Here is a 17,402-nt window from a genome sequence, read left to right on the forward strand (position 1 = left end):
CAACTTCGCCCGAGCACGGTTCACTTCATGTGCATCCACACCCCCAACATGCCCCCAAACAGGACCGCGAGACAGACCTAACGGAGCCCTACTAGTGCTGTGACCGCGTAGGTTCGCCGGGTTGGGTCGTGCTGATGGCTCCCTGCACCAGTACATCCGCATCTCGGTCGACTGCTACCCCGGCGACCCCGAGCGCTCCAACGCCCACTACCGGGCCCACCCGCTGACCTGGGATGAGTTAGCACTCACGGCGACCTGCCGCGGGGAGGTGATGCGCCGGCCGCCACACCAAGGACCCGCGCCGCCGCGGCGGCATGACCGCCGACACCGTCAACGACATCGTCAAAGCCGCCGCCCGCGCCGCCGAACTGACTCCCACGCCCACGTGCTGCGCTTCCTGGAGCGCGCGCAGGAACGCGACCTCGCGCGCACCCGCCGGTGGATCGCAGATGAGGAGCGGCGGCAGGCGGAGCAGCGGCAGGGCGAGCGGGCCCGGCCCCCGGCGCCGGACTGGTTCCTCGAGCTCGGCCTCAATCAGGACAGCCCGCCGGTGTACGTACATACCGGCGGTTGCTGGAACGTCGCAAAGCGGAGCCGGGGCGTGCCGCGGGATGCGGCGCTGCGGGCGCTCGCCGACGGAGTTGCGGCGTGCCCGCAGTGCCGGCCGGACGCCGAGCTGGGATACCTGGAGTGAAGACTGTCTACCGGCTGGGCAGCGCCCCCAACGAGCCGCCCGCGGCTCCAAGGCGGGCGGTCCCGCTCTCCTTGGGGCCCCGCCTCCCTTCAATGCCTGAATACCTCCCCGAACAACGCCGGAATGCCGAACTCCGGAAATTCAAAGGACGGCCGATGCGACGCGCCCGGGGCGTCGCGCCGCAGTCACCCGCACGGGCGGAAGGTCACATCACCGCGCGACGGCGGGGTCGCAATGTCGCTGGTCGTGCTGCTGGTGGGTGAGGCGCGCCACCTGGTCGATGTGCGGCTCGCGGGTGACAGCTGCGACGCGCCTGATCACACAACCGGTCGTCGCCCCGTGTGCGGGCGGGCGGTGAGAGAGTGGGCGCATGTGCGGTCGATACGTCTCCACCCGGCGCCCGCAGGACCTGGCGCAACTGTTCCGCGTCGACGAGTGGCCGACGACGGAGGCGCTCGCACCGAACTGGAACGTCGCCCCGACCGACGACGTCTGGGCCGTCCTGGAACGCACCCCACGCGACGACGGCGGTGCCGCTGCGCCCTCGAGGGAGTTGCGGCCGCTGCGCTGGGGGCTGGTGCCGTCCTGGGCGAAGGAGCCGAAGATCGGCGCGCGGATGATCAACGCGAGGGTGGAGACCGTGCACGAGAAGCCGGCCTTCCGCCGCGCGTTCGTCAAGCGCCGCTGCCTGCTCCCCGCGGACGGCTTCTACGAATGGATGCCGGGTAAGGACCCGGCCACCGGCAAGGCCCGCAAGCAGCCGTACTTCATCCACCCCGAGGACGACCAGGTGATGGCGCTCGCCGGGCTGTACGAGTACTGGCGCGACCCGGCTGTCACCCAGGACGACGACCCGGCCGCCTGGCTGATGACCTGCACGATCATCACCACCGAGGCTACCGACGCAGCCGGCCACGTGCACCCGCGCATGCCCCTGGCGCTCACCGAGGACCACTACGAGGCCTGGCTCGACCCCGCCCACCAAGACCCCGACCACCTGCGCGCTCTCCTCGGCCAACCCGCCGACGGACATCTCGACGCCCGCCCGGTCTCCACGGCCGTCAACAACGTCCGCAACAACGGTCCCCAACTCCTCGACCCGATCAGCTTGTAGCCGCAGACGAGTGAATGGTCGGCGGGGCGGGCCGTCCCTCGGACGTCCGAGGACGCAAGCGACCGAAGCGACCGTAACTCCGACAATCGGCCGGGCACGCGCGAAACCACCGTCAGCAGCCGGGCACCCGGCGTGCCGGAACGTGAGCTGGACGACCAGCGACCAGGCATGGGCCGCGAGCACACGTCACAGCCCCGTCTGGTCGGCACTGCCGAACGAGACAGCGGGAACTCATCTCGGGCGTCCGGGAGTTGTCATCTTGTAGTGATCCGCACCCAGGGAGCAGTCGTGAGCGAGCCGCAGAAGACACCGGACCCCTCACGCCCACGGCTACGGCCCCCACCACTGCGTCAGCGCGGCCGCCGTCAATGAAGGCGTGTGGCTGGAGTGCGACGAGTGCAGCACGAAGCCCGGGTACCGGGGGACGCGGGAGAGCCTCGGGAATCACAAGTACCACTAGCGCGACGCCGAGAAGTGAGGACACCATGACCAAGCTCCAGTCCCTGGAGCAGTCCGTACGGGCTCTCGGCGGCCTGTGGGACACCCAGCGTGCCGTCACCGCTTTCCGCGACGCCGGACACGGGGAGGGTGACCAACGGCAGCAGGAGAAGCGAGCGCGCTGGGCGCTCCGGAGGCTGGTGGAAGCCGGTGTGCTCACCAAGGTGCAGGACCGTCCGGTGCGGTACCGCACGACTGAGGACGCTGAACACGCGTAGGTGTCCTCGCCGACCAGTAGCGTGAGGTGGAAGTCGGCGCGGTGGTGGTTTTCCCCCGGCTTCCCTGAGCCGGGGGAGGGCCTGCGGGTGTCAGGCCTGCGGGAGCCGGTCGAGGAAGCCAAGGACGGCGGTGATCCGGCCGTCATCGGTCAGGGTGATCACGTCCGAGCCGGCGACCGGAGCCGAGCCGTCGGCGGTGGACACCAGTTCCCAGCTGAAGCGGGTGCCTGAGTGGGCGGGGAGCACCGTGGGAGCAGGAGCGGTAAGCGTGGCAACCGGCAGGAGTGGAGCGCGCCGGTGTGGGCGTGGGTGGGTGCAGGGGCGTCACGGCGTTGAGCGGTGCTGGGGGGCGAGCGCTTCCGGCTTCGCCCGGTGATGTAGGGGCGGCCGTTGGTCATCCAGTAGTCGACGGGAGGTGATGCGGCTGTCCTTGACTGACTTCCCCGGAGCAGCCCGAGGGGGCCGGTTCGGGGACGTCGTGGGCCGGTTCGGGGGGCGAGGTCAGTTCTGCTTGTGCGACCTTAAGCGCCTCCCGCGCGGACACCGCCGGCCCGTTGGCGTCCTGGATCTGGCGAGCAACCGCGCAGCCGCGCGGTAGGCGGCGGCGACCCGTTGCGGCATCTGCCCGGCCCTTCGGTGGTGGCCCACATGGCAGCCGTCGTCACCCCGCGGCCATCCCGCGTCGCCGGAGCCCTGCCGACTACCGAGGCGCCGTGCTCGAATCCCGGCACAACCCACCTGGACGACCCTGGGGACTACCGGTAGCTGATGGCCAGCCACCTGCCGGGCGCGGCCGAGGCGTCGGGGGCCCTGCTTTGGGAAGCACTCCCCGCAGTACCACCGGCCCGACAGGGTCAAATGCGCAAAAGTTGGCCACCGTCCAAGACGAACACATGGCCGCACACGAAGTCACTGCACACCAGATACACGATGGCTTCCGCCACCTCATCGGCACTTCCCAAGCGACCGACCGGGGTGGTCTGCACTACCCAGTCCACCACGCCAGAACCAGCCGCACGAGTCATCTCCGTATCAATGTTCCCTGGCGCCACTGCATTAACCAGCACGCCCTTCTCTCCCAGCTCCGCCGCCATTGCGGTGGTCACGGAGTTCACTCCGGCTTTGGCCGCGGTATAGGCGAGCACTGCTGCGCCCCCATTGAATGAATACGTCGAGGTCAGGTTGACGATGCGGCCCCAGCCACGATCGACCATGGTCGGTGCGAAGCTGCGGATTGCATAGATCACGGACAGCAGGTTGACATCCACAGCGCGCCGGATGTCGTCATCGCTCTGGCCGCACCAATCGCTGGGGCGGGAAATGGCGCCTGCGTTGTTGATGAGGATGTCGACGGGGCCCATCTCCTGCTCGATTTCGGCGCGCGCCTTCATCACTTCACCCGGTTCGGTGGCATCGCACTTGATCGCGTGTGCCGTCCGGCCGAGTGCCTTCACTTCTTGCACGGCCTCCGCCGCCGCTGCGGAGTTCTGGTTGTAGGTAATGGCAATGTCGGCACCTTCCACGGCCAGGCGCTTCGCCGTCGCTCGACCGATTCCCCGCGCCCCCCCTGTGACCAGAGCGGTCCTGCCGTTCAGCTTCATCAGCACTCCTCAGAATCCAGTTCTGTCATACCTCGAAGGACTCGTCAGCAGGGTTGAATGCGGGCGCGCAAATAATAATGATTTTGGCGTTTTCTCCCACCAATTCTACCCAGGTATCGGCCGGAACCAGAACTCCACTCAACGGTCCGGCTTCCCGCTCACTGCTGTCCGAAACCACGCGCAGTTTACCACTGATAACGAAATACAATTTCGCACTCCGATGATTCACTCGATTCGAGTGGATGCCATCGATGTCAGCAGTGACCAAACTGACGTTGCCGCTTTCTGCCCCCGTGAAGTATTCGAACACTGTCATTGCGTCATCCACCGGAATGACCTTGGCGTCGGCTGCAGTAACGACCAGGGCGCCCATGTCAGATACCACCTTTGATTCGAGTTTCTCGATTTAAATAGAAGTTGACCCCAGGAGCGAGTCTATCCGATCAGCAAGTTCTACTTCGTTGAATTTTCGCGGTTCTACCACTGAATGATGACCCAGTGGGTCGCTGGTCAGCAACTCGCAGTCGGGACTCAGGGCGGCTGCCTGAAGCACCAGTGTTGCAACAAGACCGTCGCGAGCGACGTTTATGCGATGAAATACATTATTGCGTAGCCAGTAACTCGCGCCGGCGCCTACAGTCCCCGCATAGGTGGGCTGAACTTCCACACTGCCCAGTCGGCGAGTACTAAACCTCCCCGGCCCTAAAGCGCGGGAATATCGATAACGCTCCAGTCGTCGACCGCCCGACGCCAATTCAAAGAACTCCATTTGCATTTCACCGGCGAGGACGACGGAGCCGAACTTCCACCGGTGATTGTGGATGTGCTCACTGTGCGGCTCTCGGTCCGGACGCCACATATGCAGCCGCAGCTTGTACTCATTGGCGGGTCCCGCTGCCAGCACTATCTTGTCGAAGCCATTACTATGTGCATATGATGCGGCAGCGACTTCCGACAGGAAGGGGCCATCGCGCAGTATGGTCGCCAAAAGAGAACGAAATCCTTGCATCGTACCGATTTCACGGATGAAGCGATGTGCCTCCTGGCCCGCATCGGGCGCCGTGCCATCGAAGGAGGTATTCAGGCGATCGCGTAACTGCCTCATCGTTTCCACGGGGCTCCTTCCCTGGCCGTTCCAATCCGCCGGGCTGAGACGACAAGAATACTGCCTAGGCCCGGAAATATTCGGGCCAGCAATCGGGACTGGGATCGGCTTCCAGAACCCCTACGCCAGACGACGAAGTTGGACTTCAGTTCCGTCACAGCGAATCCCGTAGCGCGCAATACCATTCGCAGTGAATGAGGTGTGAATGGTCGGATGTGGAGCCACAGATAGCGGTGAAGTGGATTGACATGGCGCGGGGATTTGCCCACCACGAAACAAATCCGGTCCTGCAGAGCAGCGAGGTTCGGAGTGGTGATTACGAGCACACCATGAGGGACCAGGACGCGGTGGCACTCCTCCAGTAGTCGCCTCGTGTCATATATGTGTTCGATCAACTCTCCCATGACCACCGCGGCGACCGACGCGTCCCGAAAAGGCAGACTGTTTGTAACGTCGGAGCACACGCGAAAATAGCCACTGGACTCATCAGTCCCGAGCGCAGCGGGATCGAAGTCCACATATACCACGGGGCGGGAACCCAACAGTTGCGTAAGGCGGCTGCCCGCCACGATACGTCCCCCTCCGGCTCCGAGCTCGATCACGGGCGCCTGCAGGGCGGCTGCGGCGCCGCCCTGCAGAGCCGTCCCAAGCTGCCGACGAGCCATCATCACCCGTACCGCGTGATATCGGTCGGCGAAGTAACTACGCACCTCGTCGCCCCCCGCGTAGAGGGACATATTGGCCCTCCGCCCCTCCTGCTCAGCGTTCGCCCGCACCCTCTCCTCACGGTTAGTCATGGTTTCCCTCGCGCGATCGCGCTCTGAATCACTCGCAACTCCTCAAGTTCTGGCCAGCTTGCCGAATCGGGATCGTCCGTGAGCCGCTTCAGAATAACTGTCAGCTCCCGGGTGCACTCCCGCATCGCCAGCGCATACCGTTCCCTCGACCATTTTCGGTGATGCCAGAGTTCCACCAGAGTGAAAAGGTTGAGCCGCCAGCATTCACGGTCCGTCTCCGTACCGACAAGGTAAATAAGCCGTCGAACCGTACGCTCGCAATCATTGAGGCCTTGGTCGACCTCCGGCCGGAATTCATCGGTCGCTTGATCGCCGAAGAAGGTGAGCGTGTAGCCGATATTCACTTCGTTTTCGGCTAGATTTCTGCCACTGATTCGATTGTCCCGTAGCCGGTCGACATAATTTTTCAGTGGCTGCATGGTGCCCCCAAAAGCCAGTCCGAGAATGATACCGCGCTGGATCCAGAGATCACTCTCCTGCGCCAGCTTCTCCTCCAAGAACTTCGTGATACGCCTGGATCGCAGATTCCCCAAATAGTATGCGAGCTGTTGGCGAGCGACTCGGGCTCGCGCGATGTCGTCCGCATCAACGCCACATGTATCAGCACTGTTGTCCAGAAACGATTCGAAGCAGACGTCACACACCCGTGACAGAACGCGACTGTTCCTGTTGACTCGTTCAAGGTATTCCTTGACGAATTCCGATACTTCCGCCGAGATTAGTTTACGAAACGCTATGGTCGTAGCACGGGCATCGGTACTCATGCAGGTGAAAAGATGCCGCGCAACAAAGTACTCTTGAAAGGACTTGTGGGCAAACCTCACAATGGTCGGTTCGAGGGAGTCGAACTGTTCACTTTCGACGCTCAGCAGGGAACGGAAGGCGAGATCCTCAACTATACTTCGCGCGGAAGCGGAGGCAATTTCCAGTTCACTGGAAATTAGGTCGGACAGCTCACGGAGGGTGAATATGTGGGTAGCGCCGTCGCGACCCTCGTCGTAAAAGTGCCAGGCAATGCTGGTGAGCAGATCAAGCTTCTCATCGATCTCCAGAATACTTCCGGTTTTCGCTGATTCGATCCGCAATAGTTGCCCCACATACGCGTGATAAAGCCCCAGAGTGTCAGTGATGGCAGGTCCTCGGCTGCCGAGCCTGACCATCAACTCAAGCGCCATGTTGACTCGAAGAGGGGCGTGGCACAGATCGCGTACTGGCCTGGACTCGATTCGGAGTCGGACATTCTGCGCATCCCGCTCCTCGTATTCGGGGAAACAATAACCCACGTATCCGTCCACGTAGTCACGCCGTTCGACGTCGCCCCATTCCGTTAATTCCACGCGCTCCAGGCTGTCCCCGAAAGGGGAATGCGCCAAAAATCGGTCGAAATATTGCGTGCGGCAGCAAACGACGCTCGCATAGTTGAAGATGAATTTGTTCAACTCGCTGAGCACATTTGAGGGTGCAAGTTTGGAAAGATACTCATCAAGAGAGTCGAGAATCAGGGCTGGCCGTATCGGAGTGCCTTCTCGTTCTACTACGCCCAACCAGGAGACGGGTCCGTATCCGGCCACCTGTTGATCCAGGAAACGAGTCAGCCATTCTGGCGATCCGAAGGCCTGGTCTGCGGGGCGTGTACCGACTGCCCTGAGATCGATTCTTACAGGCAGAACATGGCTGCGGTCCTTGATTGACCATTTCCTAAGAAGTTCCACGTAAAGGCAATATGTGAGGGTAGTTTTGCCCATGCCGGGATCAGACAGCACAAGCACCCGGCGGCGGCGAAACGCGTCGTCCGTCGGGTATCCGATGATTCGATTGCATAGCTCATTGACGACACGGTCTCGTCGGACTCCGCCGCCAGCTAACCGCCAGGGAGCAGTCACCAGAAGTCCAGGACGAGTGAGAAGATCCCCGACCGTTACCCGCGACGAGCCGGGCACACCTCGGGAGAGGAGCCGGCTCTGCTCCTGTTGCATTCGTTCCCAGAGTGCTTCGCGCGCCGTGACTGAGCTAAAGGAAAGCGCACCCGCTTGAACGGAGGTCAAGGTGCTGGCATTCCGCACCAATCCCGGAAATTCGGAGAGCACAGTCCGCATCGGAATGGCTCTCCCACCGAGGGCGCTGCCGCGGTCCCTGGTCGCCATTAACACGCCACACACGGCACCGGTCCGAAGGTTCAGGATTGCGGCGCCGCTCATGCCGGGCCGTACCTGGCCCGCCTTCAATTTCAACAAGGATTGGTGAGCGCGTGTCAGCCCCTCATACTCAGACGTGAGCGAATCGCCCTCGCCATAGAGGTCTGTGAAGCCGTAGGCGTATAAGAGGTCACCCAGCTCGACCTCATGGTGGAGCTCAATTAACGGGTGGCTTCTGAGTGAGGCGACGCTGAGGAGTGCGAGGTCTGGATAGGGACGATCACGGACACTAACGATCTCACTGGCGTAGTCCTTGTTCTGCCAAGCGATTTTGAGGCGCTCACCGTCGGTGACCGCGCGCTCGACAACATGCGCGCACGTGAGAACCAGTCCCGGCCCAACGAAGGACCCTGTGCCAAAACCGTGCGACCCGCTGAGGATCTTGACTGTCGATACGCGGAGCTGGGCGTCGTCCATGAGGCTCAGGCGGTTGTTTGTGTGCTGGGAGAAACGGTCATGTCGTTTCGCCACTCGAGCGTCAACTTGAGATTGGCTTTTCCTGTCCCCTTTACAAGCACCGCGGTGAGCCCACCCGGCTCGACTCCCACCTCAAATCCCAGCTCCACCGTGGCGGCATCGGGGCCCACCGCTCTCAAAGCGGCGCCCAACTCGCTCGCCACACTGGAGATCTTATGTGTCAGGTCGCTGAAATCGAAAATCCGGCTTGCCACCAGCTCTTCGCCGGTTTCCACCTCGACCTGCATGGTGGAACCATCGCGAAGAGCCACTGAGACAAATTCCGATTGATCACTCATCGACGCCTCACAGACATGTCAGCCGCGTCTTGCCGTGCCGCAAGTCTCCCACCCCTTGCTGACTCTTCGGGCCGGAACCAGTGATTTCTCTTGGAGCACCCGTAGAGCTCTTAACACGATCTTGTGACCTCAGGTTCGCTGACATACGGCTGCCCACGCGCTGGCGATACATGGCTTGGGGGCGATCAGTAGCGGGCCTTCTTGAGGCGTCTCCAGCAGATGAGGCTGCAGGCGAGGGAGACGAAGGCGTCGTGGAGTTCGGTGCGGCGTTCCCAGCGGACGGCGAGGCGTTTGAACTGGTGGAGCAGGGCGAAGGTCTGCTCCACGACGTAGCGGAGTTTCCCCATGCCCTTGATGTTCGGTGATCCCTTGCGTGCGATGACAGCCAGGATCCGCCGTTGTCGCAGCTCGTCGCGGTGGGCGTTGGAGTCGTAGCCCTTGTCGCCGAGCAGGGCGTCGGGCCGGCGGCGGGGTTGGCCGGGGCGGCCCGCGACGGGCGGGATGCCGTCGACCAGGGCGAGGGTCTGGGTGACGTCGTTGACGTTGACCGCGGTCGTGATGACCTTGAGCGGGGTGCCGCGTCCGTCGCAGATCAAGTGGTGCTTGCTGCCGGTCTTCCGGCGGTCGACCGGCGACGGACCGGTGTCGGCACCCCTTTTTTCGCCCGGATGTGGGAACCATCCACGCACGCTCGTGACCAGTCGAGTTCGCCGGCCGCGTTCAGCTTCGCGAGCAGGACCCGGTGGAGGTTGTCGAAGACCCCGGCCTTCTGCCACCGATCCAGACGCCACCAGCACGTCTGTCCCGAGCCGAACCCCAGCTCCGACGGCAGGAGCTACTGACGTTGTCGCCGTGATGTCGTCAAGGTGAGGCCGGTTTCGGTGAGGCATCCGTTGATGAGGTTGCTGCGGTACTGGATCTGGCGGAGACCGCGGGTGTAGGCGGCGGTGAGCTCCGCCATGCCCACGGCCTCCAGCTCAGCGGCCGTCGGGCGGGAGACGGCCGTCACCTGGGCGCGCGCCTGGTGCAGCAGCTGAAGGGCCTCGTCGGCGCGGCCGGTGTGGCGCAGCGGGGTCGCGGCCGCGCGGGCCGCCGCGGCAAGCACCAGCGCCTCGCCCGAGCGGCGGGCCGCCACGCCGGCCAGGCCCGCGTAGGCGCCAGCGGCCGTGGTACGGCCCTGCTTGACCGCCAGCTGGGAGGCCAGCACCCACACCCCGGCCGCGCGGGCGGCACCGTCGAGCCCTGCCGAGTGCTGTACCCGGCGGCGTCCAGGAGCAGCCACAGCAACCCGTCCAGCCGGTCGTAGGCGCCGGCCGCGAACAGCCCGCGGCCCGCGGCGAGATCGGCGTCCGAAACCGCCACCGGGCCCTCGGCGGCCCACGCGGCCGCAGGACGTACGACGAGTGCGGCGCCGAGGACCGCCCCCGCGCCCAGCACGCTCCGCCGCTCCATCCGCTCCGCCTTCGCCCTCACGCCCTGCCGGCTGCCGGGACACCGTCACGACCGTACGGCCGGCCCCGAGGGCGCGGACAGGGCGCACACCGCCCCCCACGTACGCCCCCGGCGGGCAGCCGGAAGCCCGCGGTGGACGAGCAGACGGGGGCCCAACTCGTCGGCGGCGTACGGCGCAGGCTCTCCGGATCGTCAGAGGCGAAATCCACGGGCGGGTTCTCGGGCGTTGTTGATCTTTCGTCGACGGCGCAGGCACGCCCGTGGGTTGGAGATGGTCCTCAGGTCGATGAACGGAAGCGGCTCAGTGTCGAGTACGGCCGCGAACCCGACTACAGCGATGCGCTTACTCGTCGGGAGGCGTGCCTTGTGGGAGCTCTGCTGCGGACGCTTGTTGGCTAATCCTCGTCCTCGGCAAGGAGACTGGTGAGTTCGTCAACGGCCCAGGCCGGAAGGGTGACCGCAGAGGGGACGCACTGGTCTGTAACACGGCGACGGCGCTCCACGTCGTGGACGGCATCGATGACCCACTGCAGAGCGTCGTCATCCAGGAGGTCGGGGGCGTGGACGATCGCATCCGCGATCTGCCCGGGCCCGGCACATGCGGTGGTGAGATCGTGGGGCAGCTGGTTGTTGGTGACGGCGTGGTCGACGGCGGCGCGGACCGCGGTCTCGTACCAGCCGGAGCCCCACCAGCTGCCGATCGACTCAGTGCGGGAGCCGTGCAGCGAAAGCAGATTGAGGACAGCCTGGGGTCCGAAGCGGTCCTCGGCCAGGCACCAGCGGTCGATTTCGCGGTGGATGGACTGGAGGATCGGCTGCCAGCCTTCTTCGAACAGGTCAGCGAGGCCAGGGCCGGAGGCCAGGCGCCGGCCCGGAGCGGTCAGTGCCAGGCGGACGGCGGACCAGTCGACGCCCTCTCGGTGGATGTGCGGCAGGACGGCGCGCGTGGCGGCGATGTTGGCGCGCGCCATCTCCAGGTCAGTGACCTTGTGGTGCCAGCGCTCGACATCGCTTTCGCGGCGCCAGCACCATTCGGCGATACCGAGGGCGGCCGAGGAGGGCACCGCGCCGGGGACCACCAGTGGGTAGGCCCGCAGGCCGGCCGAGACGCGCCAATCGAAGTCTTCCCCCAGGCCGTCGAAGGACATCACCCCGTCCTGGCCAACGGCGGCCCGGTGGATGCGCGCAGCCTGGAAAAACGTGTCCTCCAGGAGCAACAAGACCAGGGACGGGCGCAGGTGGCCTGCGGTGGGGGGAAGGTGAATGCGGGTAGGGTCGAGCAGTCCCGCGGTGGCGAAGGCGCGGCGGGCCGTCTCGGCCTGTATGTGTTCGGGAGCGTCAGGCAGCTCGAGGACCAGCTCTTCCTGAAGAGGGCACATCGGTGGCACGACGAAGTCGTCGAGCCATTCGAGCTCCAGCTCGGACAGGTGCAGGGTGCGGTCACTCGGGCACCAGGAAACCTGGATGTGGAAGTTGGAGCGGTGCAGTTCCAGCGTGTGCTCGCTGTAGTCGTCCTCCTCGAACACCTCCCAGCCACAGTCCTCCCAACCGGCGCGCAGCAACGGAGCGACGAGGCGGCGAGTCAGCTGCCGCTGACGACCGCGAGCTGCGGTCGCGGCGTCGATGGTCTCGTCACCGGCAGAGGGCCGGGGCGTATCGGTCACAGTGTCTTCCTTGGATGCGATGGCGAGAGGTGTGGCTGGCCCAGCGGCCCAGTGGGGCCGTGTCTCAAACGTTACTGACTTCAGCTGATCAGGGTGATGTTGGATCGTCGAGGGTCAGGCCGGTTCCCGCTATGAAGCCGTCGAGGGTGTCGGGCCGGTACTGAAGTCGTTTGAGCCGGTTGCGGACGAGGGCCTCGAGCCGGTCGAGGGCGACCACGGCGAGGTTGGCCAGGCTGCGCTTGACGTGTGCCCATACCCCTTCGACGGGGTTGAGGTCGGGCGAGTAGGCGGGCAGCAGGAACACTGTCAGCCATGCACGCTCGGCGATCAGCTCACGCATGGCGTGGGAGACGTGGGTGTTCAGGCGGTCCAACACCAGCACGATCGGCGCTTTGACGAGCTGGTGAATACCGTCGATCAGCGCGATGAAGTCGCGCTCTCCCATGCTGCGTCGCGTGCCCTTGCCCGATGGGTGAGTGCGCAGGCGGTGACACAGCCGGGTCCGGGAGCCGGGCCGCACAGCGATCAGCCCGGCCACGGACAGCCGTCCCGAACGCCGTCCGCTCACTGTCACCCGCGGAGTCACTCCGCGTCGGCCCCAGGTACGTCCTTTGGGCGGCTGGCGGGTGAAGCCTGCCTCGTCCTCGAAACAGATGTAGCCCCCGCAGGCCGCCCGGGCTCTTTTACCTCGGCCCAGGTCGCCTCCTTCCACACGGTGACTGCCTGCTCGTCGCGCTCAGCGACCCGCCGCGCGGGCACATGCGGGCTGAAGCCGAGCCGGCGCATCAGCCTCGTCGCACCGGAGACGCTGTAGGAGATGTGGAACTTCCTGCCGATCAGGGTGGCCACTCGCGCCGCGGTCCACACCTGGTCCTCCACCCAGCCGTGCGCGGCCGGGCCCTGCTCGAGGTATGCGGCCAGCTTCTCCAGACAGCGCGGGGACAGACGGCACCGCGATCCGCTCGGGCACGGGAGGCCAGAGCCTGAACACCGCCGTCCCGCCACAACTGGTGCCACTGGTAGGCCGACTTCGGGCTCACCCGCAGGCGCCGTGCCACCTCCAGCGGCTTGATCTTCTGTTCGAACAGCTCGGCCGCCTGCATCCGTACCGTCTCCCGGCGCTGACGCCCCGCAGGGGTCAGCCCGCCCCCATCCGCATACCTCACACACCACGGAATACATCCACTACCCCAAGCCCAGCAGAGACTTCAGGAAAGATCACCCTGACGAGCCGAAGTCAGTAACGGTAGTTCGTTAAATCCGGAGGTAGAGGTCGATGCCGTGTCCGGTGGTGACCGCGTCGATCAGGGCCTGGAGTTCATGGGGTGGATCCGTGTCCGTCCATGCTTGCCACCATCGAGTGAGGGTGATGGCTGGGGTGAGCCAGGACCGGATGGCGCGTAAGGCCCTGGGCCAGCAGGGCTGTTGGGCCTGGTGGGGTATGTCTGGTCCCCCTCTCTGGCCCCTCGTCGGGGCACGGGTCTGGCGCGGTGGGATCCAGGGGCCCGGGTGGGGCGAACCATTGGTCCCAGCAGAAGGAGAAGGCGCAGTTGACCAGGGTCTGGTGGCGGCGGATGGCGCGGTCGGAGCGGACTTGGAAATCGGCCCAGCCGAGTTCGTCCTTGATCTGTTTGTAGCTCTGCTCGATCCACGGCCGCAGGCCGTAGAGGCGGACGATCTCGGCGAGGTCGGCCGGCGGGTGCGGGCCGGTTGTGGCGTGGGGTGCGTCGGGGTGAGGCAGGTTGGTGGCCAGGTACCAGGTGGCCTTTTCCGGCAGCTGGGCCGGGTCGGTGGTGGCCACGACCAGCCGGCAGGGTGAGTCGGGTCCGTAGCCGCCCAGATGGGCATCGGCGGCCCACCAGGTCTCGGTGTGCCCGTCGCGGAAGTGACGCTTAACGGGTGTCCAGTCGCCGGGATGTTTGGCATCGCGCCAGGTCAGAGCCTGGGCGGCTTCGATGGGGGTGTGCGGCTGGTCGGCCCGGGCCCAGGTGCCGCGGTGCGGCTTGAGGGCGACCACGTAGGCCAGGCCGGCCTCGCGCAGTGCGAGGTACCAGTCGTCGCTGACGGAGTAGGCGCAGTCGGCGACGACCGCCCGGCAGCCGAAGCCAGCCTCCTTCCCGCGGGCCGCGAGAGTGGCGGACAGCTGCGGTTTCGTGCGGAAGGCCGGGTCGGAGCGGCCGCGGGTGAAGTGGTGGGCGGGGGTGTAGGGAGTCGCGTGCAGCGGGTAGTACACACGGCCGTCGGTCCACACCGTGGTCACCGTGACAATGCCGTTGTCGGTCTTGCCCAGCCGGCCCAGCCACTGCCGGCCCACATGCGCGGTCGCCGTGCCGTCCTTGCGGTCCCCGCAGTCGTCGATCACGATCACCCCGCCGCCGTGCGGAGCCGTCGCCGGCACCTCGCGCAGCAACTCAAGCCGCCGGTCGTTGACCCGCTCGGCCTCCCAGGGGGACTCGGACAGGAAGAACTGCAGCCGCTGCACCCCTGGCATCCCCGCACCCGCCACCGGCTCCGCCCCGGCCAGGCAGGTGATCGTCTTGTTCCGCTCCCGCGGCGCCAGCAGCCCGGTCAGGTACGCGCGAAACCCTCGCCGCTGGGCCAGGCTGAAGAAGAGGTCGTCGAACCGGGCCGCGTACTCCTCCAACGGTCCCGGCGCGGGCGGACACGGACGGCGAGCGGTCATCTTCAGCCCCCAACAAGGCAGTTCACTCCTACCACCGGCCTACGACCAACTCGACCCACCGTCAACCCACATCACCACCGGATTTAACGAACTACCGGTAACGGCTCGACCTACGGCATTCTCCACCACTCCGACTATGCCGGCGAACCCGCCTTCTGGCGCGGTGAAGTGAGCGTGGAGATCGTCCTGGAGCAGCCGGGACACGTGCGTCTCCCTATCCCCGATGACGAGATCATCGATCGAGCGGTCGCCATCCAGGCCCTGGCCGCCCGTCCAGTGCGGCTGCTGACCTGTGACACTGGGCAGCACACGCGCGGTTGCGCGGATGGGCTGAAGGTGACGAAGGTTCCGACGAAGGACCCGGGCCCGGAGCCGGACTGGGAAGCCCAGGACAAGCCCGGCACCGGTCTGCGGGCCCAACGCCGCCAGCGGAAAGCAGCCGAAGAGCCCAAGCCGAATGAGGCGTAGGCTGATGCGACAACGGTCCGGTCCTGTGACGCCGTCTCACCACAGCGGCGTGACCGGAACGCTGACGCCGAAGACGACTAGATTCAGCATCGGCGAAGTGCACACGGCGGTCTTCGGCCCACCACCGGTGACGGCCTGCGGCACATTCATCCTGCCCCGCCACACCCTTCTTGCAGCACTCACCCTGCTCGCGTTGATCCTCGCCAACTGCTGGGGGCCGCACCGATAGCTCTTGGGCGACCCCGCTCGGCAGATTCACGAGCCATGCGACAGAGAGCGCCCATCGAGGGCACACTGGCCTAACAGGCTCCGCCGTCGCCCCCGTCGACGGCAGGGCCGCCCGTCAATCGCTCATGACGTTTCGCAGTCGCCAGTCGTGATATCCGGACCACAGCCTTTCCCAGAGGCGCCGTTGGTGACGGTCAACTACTGGGTCAGCCTCGAGCCAAGAACGCGCTTGATCCATCACATAGTCGATGACATCGACAAGGTGGTCTGACCGGTCTCGGAGCCTTTCATCTACCTCGTAAACCGCCGCATCTCGCCGAAGGGCGGCTGCCCACCACTCATCCAAGACCCTTACGAGGCCGGTCATCTGCTCTGCGAGGCTCTCGGCGCTCATCCTCTCCAGCGACGACACCGACAGGCGCAGGAGAGACTGCTGGAACCACATCCGCTTGAGAGCTTCGTTCACGGCACGGCGTGCCTCCGCAGGCGTCTCAGTGACCACGGCCTCTGGATGCTGGATGTGAGCAACCATCACCCCTCGTGCGTGGGCCACCGCCATCCTGACCTCTTCCACCGTTCCGAAGTACGCGGCATGGGCCTCGCGTCGGCTCTGCTGGTGGGCGTCGAACCTTTGGCCTCGGACCTGCATCCGGACTGCCTCCAGCGAGGCCCGGGCCTGTGACCTGGCACCCAGCCAGCCAATCGCACCACCAAGGGCAGTTGCTCCCGCACCCCACAGCGCTCCCTGAATCTGCGGATCCATGCCCCGTCCTTACTGCTGGTCCGATCGTGTCGGTAAGTGGCGGGAGCGCTAGCTGGCCGGTTCCGCCTCACGGGGCTCCTGCGGTCGAGCTGCTGACCGAGGTACGGCGCGGGCCATCCACCGGTCGCCGCCGATCTGTGCGGTCAGCCTGACGGGCACGAGGTCGAGCTGCACGAGTTGCTGCAGGCCCTCGACGAATTCGTCCCGCGTGTCTGCCTGCACGGAGAACCGGACCACCATGAGCCCAGTGTGGCGCGCGCGTTGGGCGGGCGTCACCGGTTCGAGCGGATCCACGTTACGGATCAGTGACGACGCCTTCACGGGACCTTTACGTGGGCGCATGATGCGTGCACGCATCAGCGAGCCTTGGGGGATTGATGAGTGACACGACGCAACCGCCTGCCTTTCCACCGCCGCTCCCGCCCGAGCCGCCGACGTCCGCGCCGAAGAATCGCACCCACCTGGTCATCATCGGCGCCGCCGCTGCGGTGATCGCAGCAGTGATCGGGACGGGCGCTGTCGTCATAGACTCGCAGGACAACGGCGGCAAACAGGACAGCAAGGCCGCTGCACCCCACTCAGCCAAGGCAACCGCTGTCAAGAAGCCGAACCCCACACCGACGTATGCCGTTGTCAACGAAGCCAGCTTTACGATCAAGCTGAAGACCACGAAACGTCAGTGCTTCGGATCCGCGGGCTGCAATGTCACGGTCGAGCCGACACTGACCTACCTGGGTGACAGCGGGAGCATCGACCCGAACGCGGTGTATGAGATCACCTACGAGATCCACGGCGACGAGTCCGGGCCGGTCATCGAGACCGCCGAGCTGTCAGACAAGACCAGCCTCAACTACACCCCGTCCCTGATTCAGACCGCCTCATCAGGCACAAAGGTCTCGGTGGAGATCACCGACGTTTCAGAGCAGGGCGAGTGATCACGCCACGGCATCTGCCCGACGGCGCACCCCGCCCCCGCTCGCGGCCGAGCGCACGCACGTACTGAAGTCGAGTCTCCAAACCAATGACCATGATCATCACCTGCCGTGCAAACGGCTACCCTGTGCAGCGCGGCGCCGGGCGTGTCAATCGTGCCGGTATCCGTTCGGCCACATGATCGATGTGGACCCATCTGCGGCGGCCGCTCGCGGAACCGCCACCAGATCAGGC

General features: G+C 65.4%; 21 protein-coding genes and 1 pseudogene. 6 read left to right on the forward strand and 16 right to left on the reverse strand.

Translation table 11 applies throughout. The features are described from left to right. The first annotated feature begins 385 nt into the window (after window positions 1-385). From ACFZDC_RS40045 to ACFZDC_RS40055, 3 genes are all read left to right on the forward strand, one after another. Window positions 386-694 carry a DUF6233 domain-containing protein gene (locus tag ACFZDC_RS40045; protein WP_391331772.1) on the forward strand — a complete coding sequence of 103 codons (309 nt, stop codon included), beginning with the start codon at window positions 386-388 and terminating at the stop codon, window positions 692-694. Window positions 695-1,064: 370 nt separating this feature from the next. Continuing rightward, window positions 1,065-1,808 carry an SOS response-associated peptidase family protein gene (locus tag ACFZDC_RS40050; RefSeq protein WP_391331773.1) on the forward strand — a complete coding sequence of 248 codons (744 nt, stop codon included), beginning with the start codon at window positions 1,065-1,067 and terminating at the stop codon, window positions 1,806-1,808. Window positions 1,809-2,293: 485 nt separating this feature from the next. Beyond that, on the forward strand, window positions 2,294-2,524 hold the full coding sequence (locus tag ACFZDC_RS40055; protein ID WP_391331774.1) for a hypothetical protein: 231 nt from the start codon (window positions 2,294-2,296) through the stop codon (window positions 2,522-2,524). Between the two features lie 90 nt (window positions 2,525-2,614). On the opposite strand, the pseudogene ACFZDC_RS40060 reads toward ACFZDC_RS40055, so the two are convergent. The 14 genes and pseudogenes from ACFZDC_RS40060 to ACFZDC_RS40125 form a co-directional block, all read right to left on the reverse strand. Beyond that, window positions 2,615-2,758: pseudogene (locus tag ACFZDC_RS40060) on the reverse strand (nuclear transport factor 2 family protein); the annotation flags it as partial. A gap of 620 nt (window positions 2,759-3,378) precedes the next feature. After that, complete coding sequence (locus tag ACFZDC_RS40065; protein ID WP_391331776.1) at window positions 3,379-4,125, reverse strand: SDR family NAD(P)-dependent oxidoreductase; 747 nt, start codon at window positions 4,123-4,125, stop codon at window positions 3,379-3,381. A gap of 25 nt (window positions 4,126-4,150) precedes the next feature. Next, complete coding sequence (locus ACFZDC_RS40070; protein ID WP_391331777.1) at window positions 4,151-4,498, reverse strand: hypothetical protein; 348 nt, start codon at window positions 4,496-4,498, stop codon at window positions 4,151-4,153. A gap of 33 nt (window positions 4,499-4,531) precedes the next feature. Then, window positions 4,532-5,239 (reverse strand): hypothetical protein, encoded by a 708-nt coding sequence (locus ACFZDC_RS40075; RefSeq protein ID WP_391331779.1) that lies wholly within the window; start codon window positions 5,237-5,239, stop codon window positions 4,532-4,534. After that, window positions 5,227-6,027, reverse strand: coding sequence for a methyltransferase domain-containing protein (locus ACFZDC_RS40080; RefSeq protein WP_391331782.1), 801 nt, complete (start codon window positions 6,025-6,027; stop codon window positions 5,227-5,229). Before ACFZDC_RS40080 ends, ACFZDC_RS40075 begins: the two co-directional genes overlap by 13 nt. Further along, complete coding sequence (locus ACFZDC_RS40085; RefSeq protein WP_391331783.1) at window positions 6,024-8,639, reverse strand: trypsin-like peptidase domain-containing protein; 2,616 nt, start codon at window positions 8,637-8,639, stop codon at window positions 6,024-6,026. The genes ACFZDC_RS40080 and ACFZDC_RS40085 overlap by 4 nt, the downstream gene beginning before the upstream one ends. Before the next feature lie 5 nt (window positions 8,640-8,644). Further along, window positions 8,645-8,926: a CU044_2847 family protein gene (locus ACFZDC_RS40090; protein WP_391331785.1), complete on the reverse strand. Its 282-nt coding sequence runs from the start codon at window positions 8,924-8,926 to the stop codon at window positions 8,645-8,647. A 236-nt stretch (window positions 8,927-9,162) separates the two neighbouring features. Then, window positions 9,163-9,867 carry an IS5 family transposase gene (locus ACFZDC_RS40095; RefSeq protein WP_391331787.1) on the reverse strand — a complete coding sequence of 235 codons (705 nt, stop codon included), beginning with the start codon at window positions 9,865-9,867 and terminating at the stop codon, window positions 9,163-9,165. Continuing rightward, a complete protein-coding gene (locus ACFZDC_RS40100) occupies window positions 9,813-10,259 on the reverse strand; it encodes a hypothetical protein (RefSeq protein ID WP_391331788.1) in 447 nt (148 codons plus the stop codon). Before ACFZDC_RS40100 ends, ACFZDC_RS40095 begins: the two co-directional genes overlap by 55 nt. 565 nt (window positions 10,260-10,824) lie before the next feature. Continuing rightward, window positions 10,825-12,093 carry a hypothetical protein gene (locus ACFZDC_RS40105; protein WP_391331789.1) on the reverse strand — a complete coding sequence of 423 codons (1,269 nt, stop codon included), beginning with the start codon at window positions 12,091-12,093 and terminating at the stop codon, window positions 10,825-10,827. An 88-nt stretch (window positions 12,094-12,181) separates the two neighbouring features. Beyond that, entirely contained in the window at window positions 12,182-12,790 is a 609-nt protein-coding gene (locus ACFZDC_RS40110) for a transposase (protein ID WP_391331828.1), read from the reverse strand. Beyond that, window positions 12,676-12,972 carry a winged helix-turn-helix domain-containing protein gene (locus tag ACFZDC_RS40115; RefSeq protein ID WP_391331791.1) on the reverse strand — a complete coding sequence of 99 codons (297 nt, stop codon included), beginning with the start codon at window positions 12,970-12,972 and terminating at the stop codon, window positions 12,676-12,678. The genes ACFZDC_RS40110 and ACFZDC_RS40115 overlap by 115 nt, the downstream gene beginning before the upstream one ends. Beyond that, window positions 12,930-13,196, reverse strand: coding sequence for a helix-turn-helix domain-containing protein (locus ACFZDC_RS40120; protein ID WP_391331793.1), 267 nt, complete (start codon window positions 13,194-13,196; stop codon window positions 12,930-12,932). The genes ACFZDC_RS40115 and ACFZDC_RS40120 overlap by 43 nt, the downstream gene beginning before the upstream one ends. Window positions 13,197-13,411: 215 nt before the next feature. Beyond that, window positions 13,412-14,776 carry an IS701 family transposase gene (locus tag ACFZDC_RS40125; RefSeq protein ID WP_391331794.1) on the reverse strand — a complete coding sequence of 455 codons (1,365 nt, stop codon included), beginning with the start codon at window positions 14,774-14,776 and terminating at the stop codon, window positions 13,412-13,414. Window positions 14,777-14,950: 174 nt separating this feature from the next. Here ACFZDC_RS40125 and ACFZDC_RS40130 point away from each other — a divergent pair, with 174 nt between their 5' ends. After that, window positions 14,951-15,244, forward strand: coding sequence for a hypothetical protein (locus ACFZDC_RS40130; RefSeq protein ID WP_391331796.1), 294 nt, complete (start codon window positions 14,951-14,953; stop codon window positions 15,242-15,244). Between the two features lie 49 nt (window positions 15,245-15,293). Continuing rightward, window positions 15,294-15,473, forward strand: coding sequence for a hypothetical protein (locus tag ACFZDC_RS40135; protein WP_391331798.1), 180 nt, complete (start codon window positions 15,294-15,296; stop codon window positions 15,471-15,473). Window positions 15,474-15,587: 114 nt separating this feature from the next. On the opposite strand, the gene ACFZDC_RS40140 is transcribed toward ACFZDC_RS40135, so the two are convergent. After that, a complete protein-coding gene (locus tag ACFZDC_RS40140; RefSeq protein WP_391331800.1) occupies window positions 15,588-16,235 on the reverse strand; it encodes a hypothetical protein in 648 nt (215 codons plus the stop codon). Window positions 16,236-16,283: 48 nt separating this feature from the next. Beyond that, a complete protein-coding gene (locus ACFZDC_RS40145; protein ID WP_391331802.1) occupies window positions 16,284-16,475 on the reverse strand; it encodes a hypothetical protein in 192 nt (63 codons plus the stop codon). A gap of 137 nt (window positions 16,476-16,612) precedes the next feature. Between ACFZDC_RS40145 and ACFZDC_RS40150 the strand changes: the two genes are divergently transcribed. Continuing rightward, window positions 16,613-17,170 carry a hypothetical protein gene (locus ACFZDC_RS40150; protein ID WP_391331804.1) on the forward strand — a complete coding sequence of 186 codons (558 nt, stop codon included), beginning with the start codon at window positions 16,613-16,615 and terminating at the stop codon, window positions 17,168-17,170. Window positions 17,171-17,402: the final 232 nt, after the last annotated feature.

The organism is Streptomyces sp. NPDC007905, assembly GCF_042959345.1.
Lineage (GTDB): Bacteria > Actinomycetota > Actinomycetes > Streptomycetales > Streptomycetaceae > Streptomyces.